7 protein-coding genes are annotated in these 7,329 nt (G+C 35.8%); all 7 read left to right on the forward strand.

Translation table 11 applies throughout. From position 1 onward, the window contains the following. Positions 1 to 52 precede the first annotated feature (52 nt). The 7 genes from JR053_RS04625 to JR053_RS04655 all read left to right on the forward strand — a co-directional run bounded on the left by JR053_RS04625 (position 53) and on the right by JR053_RS04655 (position 7,311). Positions 53 to 583 carry a hypothetical protein gene (locus JR053_RS04625; protein ID WP_416603700.1) on the forward strand — a complete coding sequence of 177 codons (531 nt, stop codon included), beginning with the start codon at positions 53 to 55 and terminating at the stop codon, positions 581 to 583. 89 nt (positions 584 to 672) lie between these two features. Further along, positions 673 to 2,721 carry a tRNA uridine-5-carboxymethylaminomethyl(34) synthesis enzyme MnmG gene (mnmG, locus tag JR053_RS04630; protein WP_416603702.1) on the forward strand — a complete coding sequence of 683 codons (2,049 nt, stop codon included), beginning with the start codon at positions 673 to 675 and terminating at the stop codon, positions 2,719 to 2,721. Between the two features lie 8 nt (positions 2,722 to 2,729). Continuing rightward, a complete protein-coding gene (locus JR053_RS04635) occupies positions 2,730 to 4,526 on the forward strand; it encodes an aminopeptidase P family protein (RefSeq protein WP_139686840.1) in 1,797 nt (598 codons plus the stop codon). 94 nt (positions 4,527 to 4,620) lie between these two features. Beyond that, on the forward strand, positions 4,621 to 4,986 hold the full coding sequence (locus tag JR053_RS04640; protein WP_010402685.1) for a hypothetical protein: 366 nt from the start codon (positions 4,621 to 4,623) through the stop codon (positions 4,984 to 4,986). 82 nt (positions 4,987 to 5,068) lie between these two features. Then, entirely contained in the window at positions 5,069 to 5,713 is a 645-nt protein-coding gene (locus tag JR053_RS04645; RefSeq protein ID WP_010402683.1) for an alpha/beta hydrolase, read from the forward strand. A 5-nt stretch (positions 5,714 to 5,718) separates the two neighbouring features. Continuing rightward, positions 5,719 to 6,498, forward strand: coding sequence for an SDR family oxidoreductase (locus JR053_RS04650; RefSeq protein WP_007302062.1), 780 nt, complete (start codon positions 5,719 to 5,721; stop codon positions 6,496 to 6,498). A 90-nt stretch (positions 6,499 to 6,588) separates the two neighbouring features. Further along, entirely contained in the window at positions 6,589 to 7,311 is a 723-nt protein-coding gene (locus tag JR053_RS04655) for an ankyrin repeat domain-containing protein (protein ID WP_416603706.1), read from the forward strand. Positions 7,312 to 7,329: the final 18 nt, after the last annotated feature.

Genomic DNA, 7,329 nt, shown 5'->3' on the forward strand with positions numbered 1-7,329 from the left:
TTACTTTGTTTGCTTGTCAGATCAAGTCTAAACTATTACAGCTTATAGTATAGTGTCAGCACTAGGAGTATTAGCTTGGTGGTTAAGTTTTGACACTTCATCACCTTTAGCCATAGGTGGAATTGCTGGTTGTATAGCTCCAGCATTGATTGCGATTTTTCACGTAGGATGTTTGCTATATAAGTTTTGCAAAAGAGATCCTATTGAGGAGGATCATGGAAAAGTAGCAAATTTTTTGAGTTTGATGATATCTACAAGCGCTGCAATTGGAGTTACACTTGCTGGAAGCATAGCTGCTATTTTTCCTAATCCAAAAATAGGATTTACATTAATAAGTGGAATGATAGGGCTGATAGCACCGATTTTAGGGCTTTTTGCAACTGTAGCTATAGTGCATTGTGTAGATGAAACAGCAATTAAATCTGCAGTAAGTGCAATTTCGATTACAGATTCTACATATGTCAAAATATCTCAGGAAGAAGAAGTAGATGAATGTATTACCTTTCCGGAAGAAGAAGTTAATAAAAGTATCATTTTTCCCAAAGTTGAAAAAGTTTTTTCTGCGAGAGAGACGGCAGTTTGAGCTAAGTTAGTGTGCAATGTTGTAATCTGTAAAATTTGACATCAATCACTGATAGTTGGAATATTATAGAGTAGGAATTACTCAAGAAGATGCATAAGTACGATGTAGTGGTAGTAGGTGGCGGTCATGCCGGGTGTGAAGCAGCTACAGCTGCAGCTCGCCTTGGTGCAAACACACTACTTATAACTCACAAAATTTCAACTATAGGAGAGATGTCTTGTAATCCAGCAATTGGAGGAGTTGCAAAGGGTGTTGTAGTTAGAGAAGTAGACGCCCTTGATGGAATAATGGGGAGAGCTATCGACCGAGCAAGCATACACTCGGTCGTTTTAAATGGCAGCAGAGGCGCAGCGGTATGGGGCCCACGTGCACAGGCAGACCGAAAATTATACAAAAAAGCAATACAGGAAATTATTCTAAATTATAACAACTTGACAGTAAAAGAAGAGTCAGTTGACGATTTTCTTATCGAAAGTGATAGCAATGGAGAATCTTATATAAAAGCTGTAATAACAGACTCAGGTGAACGTATACTGACAAGCAGAGTTGTTTTGACTACAGGGACTTTTTTACGTGGTGTGATTCATATAGGAGAGCAAACAACTCCTTCTGGAAGAATGGGAGATAAACCTGCAATAGAGCTTGCAAATACGCTAAAGAAGTATGATTTTAAACTGGGCAGATTACGTACCGGAACTCCACCGAGGCTTGATCGTGGCACTATAAACTGGTCGGTATTACAAGAACAAGTGGGTGACAATCCACCTACACCATTTTCTTATCTTACAGAGAAAATTAACCAGCCTCAGGTTTCATGTTTTATTACTCATACTAATGAACATACACACAAAGTAATTCGAGAGAATCTTCACAGATCAGCTTCTTCATATTTAGATAACGTTATTGCACCAAGATACTGCCCATCAATTGAAACTAAAGTTAAAAAATTTGCAGAAAAAAATAATCACCAAATATTTCTAGAACCAGAAGGGATTGATGATAACACTATATATCCAAATGGAATTTCAAATTCATTGCCCATCGAAGTGCAGTATGAAATGATAAAGAGTATAAAAGGGCTTGAAAATGCAGAAATATTAAGACCTGGATATGCAGTTGAATACGATTATATCGATTCACGAGAGCTATTTCATACTCTCGAAACTAAGAAAGTTAAAGGACTATATTTTGCTGGTCAAATTAATGGTACCACTGGATATGAAGAAGCAGCCGGGCAGGGAATTATTGCCGGAATCAATGCAGCATTCTCTTTATCTCAAAAAAGTTTTGTTCTTCATCGTACAGACTCATATATCGGTGTAATGATAGACGACTTGGTCACTAAGGGAATTGCTGAGCCTTACAGATTATTCACCTCGCGTGCAGAATATAGACTGGCAATCAGGTCAGATAATGCAGATAGAAGATTGACACAAAAAGGTTATGACATCTCTCTTGTGTCGCATGAGAGATACTCTGTTTTGCAGGGTAAACTTAAATCCATTAAGCAACTTGAGGAGAAATTAGAGAGCCTAACAATTACTCCTGAGCAGCTCAGGTCCTATGGCATTAAAATATCTTATGATGGAATAAGAAAAACAGCATTAAATTTGCTCGGTTATCCAAATATTGACTGGAATAAATTACGAGAAATATGGCCAGAGTTAAACATGGATTCCAGTGTCAGCTACTTGCATAACACCAAAGCACCTCTTCCTGTCATCCAAGTAGCTGACACTGGGATCCAGTACTTGAATGATGATAGAATGGATGCAGTTGACACTGAAAAAAATGTAGATTCCAGCGCCATGTGCTGGAATAACACTATAACTGATAGCATAGCCAAGAATGAAATATATGAAGCAGTTGCAATTGAAGCAAAATACAAGCCTTATTTAGTAAGACAAGAAGCAGATATGAAGTTTCTACAAGAGGAAGTTAATACTCAAATTCCAACTAATTTCAACTACTCACAGATTAAAGGCTTGTCAACTGAAGTGATAGAAAAGTTGCAGTCAATAAAGCCAGCAACAATTGGTATTGCGAAGCAAATACAAGGTATCACTCCAGCAGCGATAGTTAGCATATTAGTGTACCTTAGGAATAAGAAAACGAAAATAGCTGCTAATTCTGCGTAAGGTATTCCATGTCAAAAATCGAAGAATTTCGCTCTTTTATGCACGAAATAAATGTTGATGCATTTATGTTGCATACTAAAGACGAGTATTTAAATGAATATTCAAAAGAGTTAGCAGAGTTATGTGGCTTCACGGGAACAAATGGGCTACTTATCGTTACAAAGAGTAATAAGTGCCCATTTTTTACAGATGGACGCTATATCACACAAGCTCGCAGTCAGCTCGATCAGGGCAGTTTTCGAGTATATAATATACAAGAAGAGGATCCACACAAATGGGTAAAAGCAAACTTAACATTGACTACCTCACTGGGTTACTATCCGCAATATTTTACTATGAAGGACATAAGAAAATATGAAGGCATTTGTAAACTAGTACCATACTTAATTAAAAAAGATAGTAGTCATAAAGCACAAACAATAGTCTCACATGTATCTGGTGAGAGTGGTAAGGATAAATGTGAAAGAGTAGCTAAAAACATAGAGGCTGAAGCAGTGCTTCTGACTGATCCAAATTCAATTTCGTGGTTATTAAATTTAAGAAATGAAAGCGCTGAATACACTCCTTGTATATTGGGTCGTGCAATACTTTATAAAAACGGCAATGTTGATTTATTTATTCAAGATAAAGAACATTCAACCGTACAAGCGGATTTAGATAATCATGTTAGTATTTTTGATATTTGTGAATTGGAAAGCTCTCTGTGCAAGATAAATTCAGTGATGATAGATCCAACGACAACTCCAATGAGCATTATGAATGCAATAGATTCCTTGTATAACCATTATTTAAATGAAAAATCAGCTTCGGTGTCATTCCAGCGCTTGACCAGAAATAAAAAAGCATGGATCCCAGTGTCAAGCACTGGGATGACAATAAGTAATGAAAGAGGTCTAATAGAAAATAAGCAGATAATTGAGAAGGAGGATCCTTGTTTGCTTCACAAAGCAGTAAAAAATCAAACTGAAATAACTGGAGCTATAAGTGCGCACATCAAAGATGGAGTAGCAGTTATAAATTTTCTATATTGGCTTGAAAACAATATTGACAGTGAAATTACTGAGCTTGAAGCTGAAGAAAAAGTTTTAGAATACAGAAAAGAGCAGAATTTGTTTAAGCAACCGAGTTTTCCAACAATTTCAGCATTCAACGAGAATGGAGCAATCATTCATTACCGTGCAAGCAATAAGACAAATAAAGTCATTCAAGAAGATGGGCTGTATTTAATTGACTCTGGTGGTCAGTACCTTGATGGCACAACCGATATTACAAGAACTATAGCAATTGGTAGTCCAACCAATGAGCAACGAGCTCACTACACAATAGTATTAAAAGCTCACATTGCGATAGCAAGTGCGGTCTTTCCTTCTGGCACTACTGGTGGAGAATTGGACATATTAGCGCGTATACATTTATGGAAATTTGGAATGGATTACATGCACGGTACAGGACATGGAGTAGGAAGTTACCTTTCGGTACACGAAGGACCGCAAGCAATATCAAGAGGAAATAAAGTGGAACTCATTCCAGGCATGATACTTTCTAACGAGCCTGGTTATTATATTCCAGAAAAGTATGGAATAAGGATTGAAAATCTTATGTATGTTGAAAAGCGAGAAAACGTCTTCTTAAGCTTTAAACAATTGACCTCTGTTCCTTATGATAAAAAGCTAATAGATATACAAATGCTTACTGAAGATGAAGTTAAATGGATAAATAGCTATCACCAATTTGTTTATAAAAATATAGAAAATGGCATAAAAGATAAGGAATGGTTAAAGAGAGTATGTGAACCTTTAAAATAGTTAATTTGTCATTTAATCAAGTATTAATATAGTTGTTCTTGTATTGTTTTTAATTAAAAACAATATATAATATTAGTTTCAAATAGGTGTAATTATGACAGATAAAGTGCAGGATGATGAATTTATGAAGCAGTACATGGATACTTGCAAAGAGCAAATAGAAAAATTGGCAAGCGACCCTAATTTGCTTCAACAGACCTTAAAGCCATTCATGCAAATGTCTCAGCAGCTTATGGCTGGCGGTATGTTAGAAGGAAATATGCCTAGTATGATACCTGATGTTGATAGCATGGATATCAACAAGATGATTGCTCAGATGCAAGGAATGATTAGCTACATAAGGAAGGACTATAAGAGGATCATGGAAAAAGATAGCTCACAAATTAAAGAGCTTGATGATTCTAGCAAAAAACTGAGAGGTATGGTCAAGAGATTGATAGATAAAGTTGAAGCTAAGTAGTATTTATTCATATCAAATTTGCTTAATAATAGTGAGGCTGAAATTTGGTATCGCCATTAAAGTTAAATAAAAACATAAAGAGATGATTGAACTTAAAAGCCAAGAAATTTGTCCAAATGGAAATAAGAAAAATTTGATTATTTTTTTTCATGGTTGGGGTTCAAGTGGCGATAATTTCGCTCACCTTGCTAAAGTTATGAGCAAATTTTTACCCGATTCATGTTTTGTGGTACCGAATGCTCCGTTTGAGAGGGAAATAGGTGATGGTTATCAGTGGTTTAGTTTAGAGGATCGTAGTGAAGAAGCACTATATAATGGGGTGAAAAATGCTGCATCAATTGTAAATCATTTTATTGATACAAAATTAAAGGAGCTTAATTTAAAAGATACTCAGCTTTCTTTAGTTGGATTTTCTCAAGGGGCAATGCTTGCAATACATGTGGCTCTTACCCGGCTTCAGTCTTGTGCGTCAGTTGTTGCGTATTCTGGTAGATTTCTTTCGCCTTCAAAAACTGCACCGGAGATAAAATCAAAACCTAACATATGTATTATTCATGGTGACGCTGATGATGTGGTACCTTTTTCTTCCCTTGATTTAGCGGTTAAAGCTCTGAAAGAAAATGGAGTAAACGCTCAAGGATACCCAATTCATGGATTAGGCCATATTATTAATGAAGAAGGAATAAGGTTAGGGGTTGAGTTTATCAAGAAGAATTTTGGAAATTAATTTCCATGCACTTGTTTTGCTTTGGTTACGGATATGTAGCTAAATTTCTATCGAAAAAATTGCTAAATTTAGGCTGGAAAGTTAACGGTACATCAAGAAATAAAGATATACAACTTTTTGATTATGAAAAGGTTGATCAAGATCTGCTTAAAAGCGTAACGCATGTTTTAGTTTCTATTCCTCCAGACGGCGATGATGTTATGGAGAGATACGGTCATTGTCTGGAGAATATTAAATGGCTTGGTTATCTGTCTGCAACTAATGTTTATGGTGACCACTGTGGTAATTGGGTGAATGAGGAATCTGAAACAAAGCCTATAGAAATTAGAGGAGAAAAGCGCCTTGAGTCTGAAAAGAAGTGGCTAAGTAGCAAATTGCCTGTACATATTTTTCGTTTGGCTGGGATATATGGTCCTGGTAGAAATGCGCTAATTGACCTGCAGCTTGGCAAAGCAAGAAATGTGAAAAAAATTTTTTCTCGTGTTCATGTTGAAGATATATCGAATATTTTATTTTCTTCCATGCAAAATATAAAGCCTTATGAGATATACAATTGTGCAGATGATTTACCTGCTACGCAATCTGAAGTGGTCACGTATGCAGCCGAGCTTCTCAATATTAGCCCTCCAGAGCCAGTTGAGATTTCTTCCGTACCAAATTACGCACGGGGTTTTTATTTAGGGTCAAAAAAAGTAAGCAATACTAAAATTAAAAAAGACCTTGGTGTCTCTCTAGTTTATCCTGATTACAAGGTGGGTTTAAAGAGTTTGTATATATTAGAATAGAGAAAATAGATTGCCAGATGCAAAAATTTTTCTTGAATGTTCCTTGTTTTGATGTAGTACCACTAGGCATACTATTATATAGAGGTAAATATGTTCAGCAATCAATCGCTCCCGGTTGAAAATATTCTATTACATCAAGCCGCTTATAATGGTAACATAAATGAAGTTAGGTTATTACTTAATGTAAAAACTGATATCAATATCAAGGATAAAAAAGGATTTACAGCCTTGCATTTTGCTGTTTATTCAGGACATTTAGACGTAGTAAAGTTACTAATCAGTAAAGAAGCTAATATTCATGCAAGAACTACTAAAGGCAGTACAGTTTTACACTTTGCTGTTGTAGCTAAAAGCAAAGCTATAGTAGAGGAGTTAATTAAAGCGGGAGCTGATCCCAATATAAAAGACTGTACTGATGGTAAGACACCTTTACATATTGCTGCTCAAAATGGACTTGTAGAAGTTGTAAAGGTGTTACTTAATACTCAAGAAATTGAGATTGATGCTAAAGACAATGAATTTGGTATAACAGCTCTGTACTTAGCCTCTCAGAACGGACATACTGAAATAGTTGAACTATTAATTAGCACAAAAAATGCTGATGTTAACATAGTAGATAAAAAAAATAATGTCACACCCTTGTATCTAGCTGCTCAGAATGGGCATGAAGCAGTAGTCAAGTTGCTTCTTGATAATGGTGCTAAGGTCAATGGCTGTGATACCAGTATGAATCCTTTGTGTATAGCTATTGATAATGGCCATAAGAAAATAGTTGAGTTATTACTTAGTTGTAATAGTTTAGACTTGATCTGACAAGCAAACAAAGTAAGA

It is taken from the genome of Wolbachia endosymbiont of Nasonia vitripennis, from assembly GCF_048054115.1.
GTDB lineage: Bacteria > Pseudomonadota > Alphaproteobacteria > Rickettsiales > Anaplasmataceae > Wolbachia.

Bases quoted from the DNA above. Each gene is read 5' to 3' on its own strand.
- JR053_RS04655 (WP_416603706.1), top strand. From the start codon at position 6,589: ATGTTCAGCAATCAATCGCTCCCGGTTGAAAATATTCTATTACATCAA.
- JR053_RS04645 (WP_010402683.1), top strand. From the start codon at position 5,069: ATGATTGAACTTAAAAGCCAAGAAATTTGTCCAAATGGAAATAAGAAA.
- JR053_RS04635 (WP_139686840.1), top strand. From the start codon at position 2,730: ATGTCAAAAATCGAAGAATTTCGCTCTTTTATGCACGAAATAAATGTT.
- JR053_RS04650 (WP_007302062.1), top strand. From the start codon at position 5,719: ATGCACTTGTTTTGCTTTGGTTACGGATATGTAGCTAAATTTCTATCG.
- JR053_RS04640 (WP_010402685.1), top strand. From the start codon at position 4,621: ATGACAGATAAAGTGCAGGATGATGAATTTATGAAGCAGTACATGGAT.
- mnmG (WP_416603702.1), top strand. From the start codon at position 673: ATGCATAAGTACGATGTAGTGGTAGTAGGTGGCGGTCATGCCGGGTGT.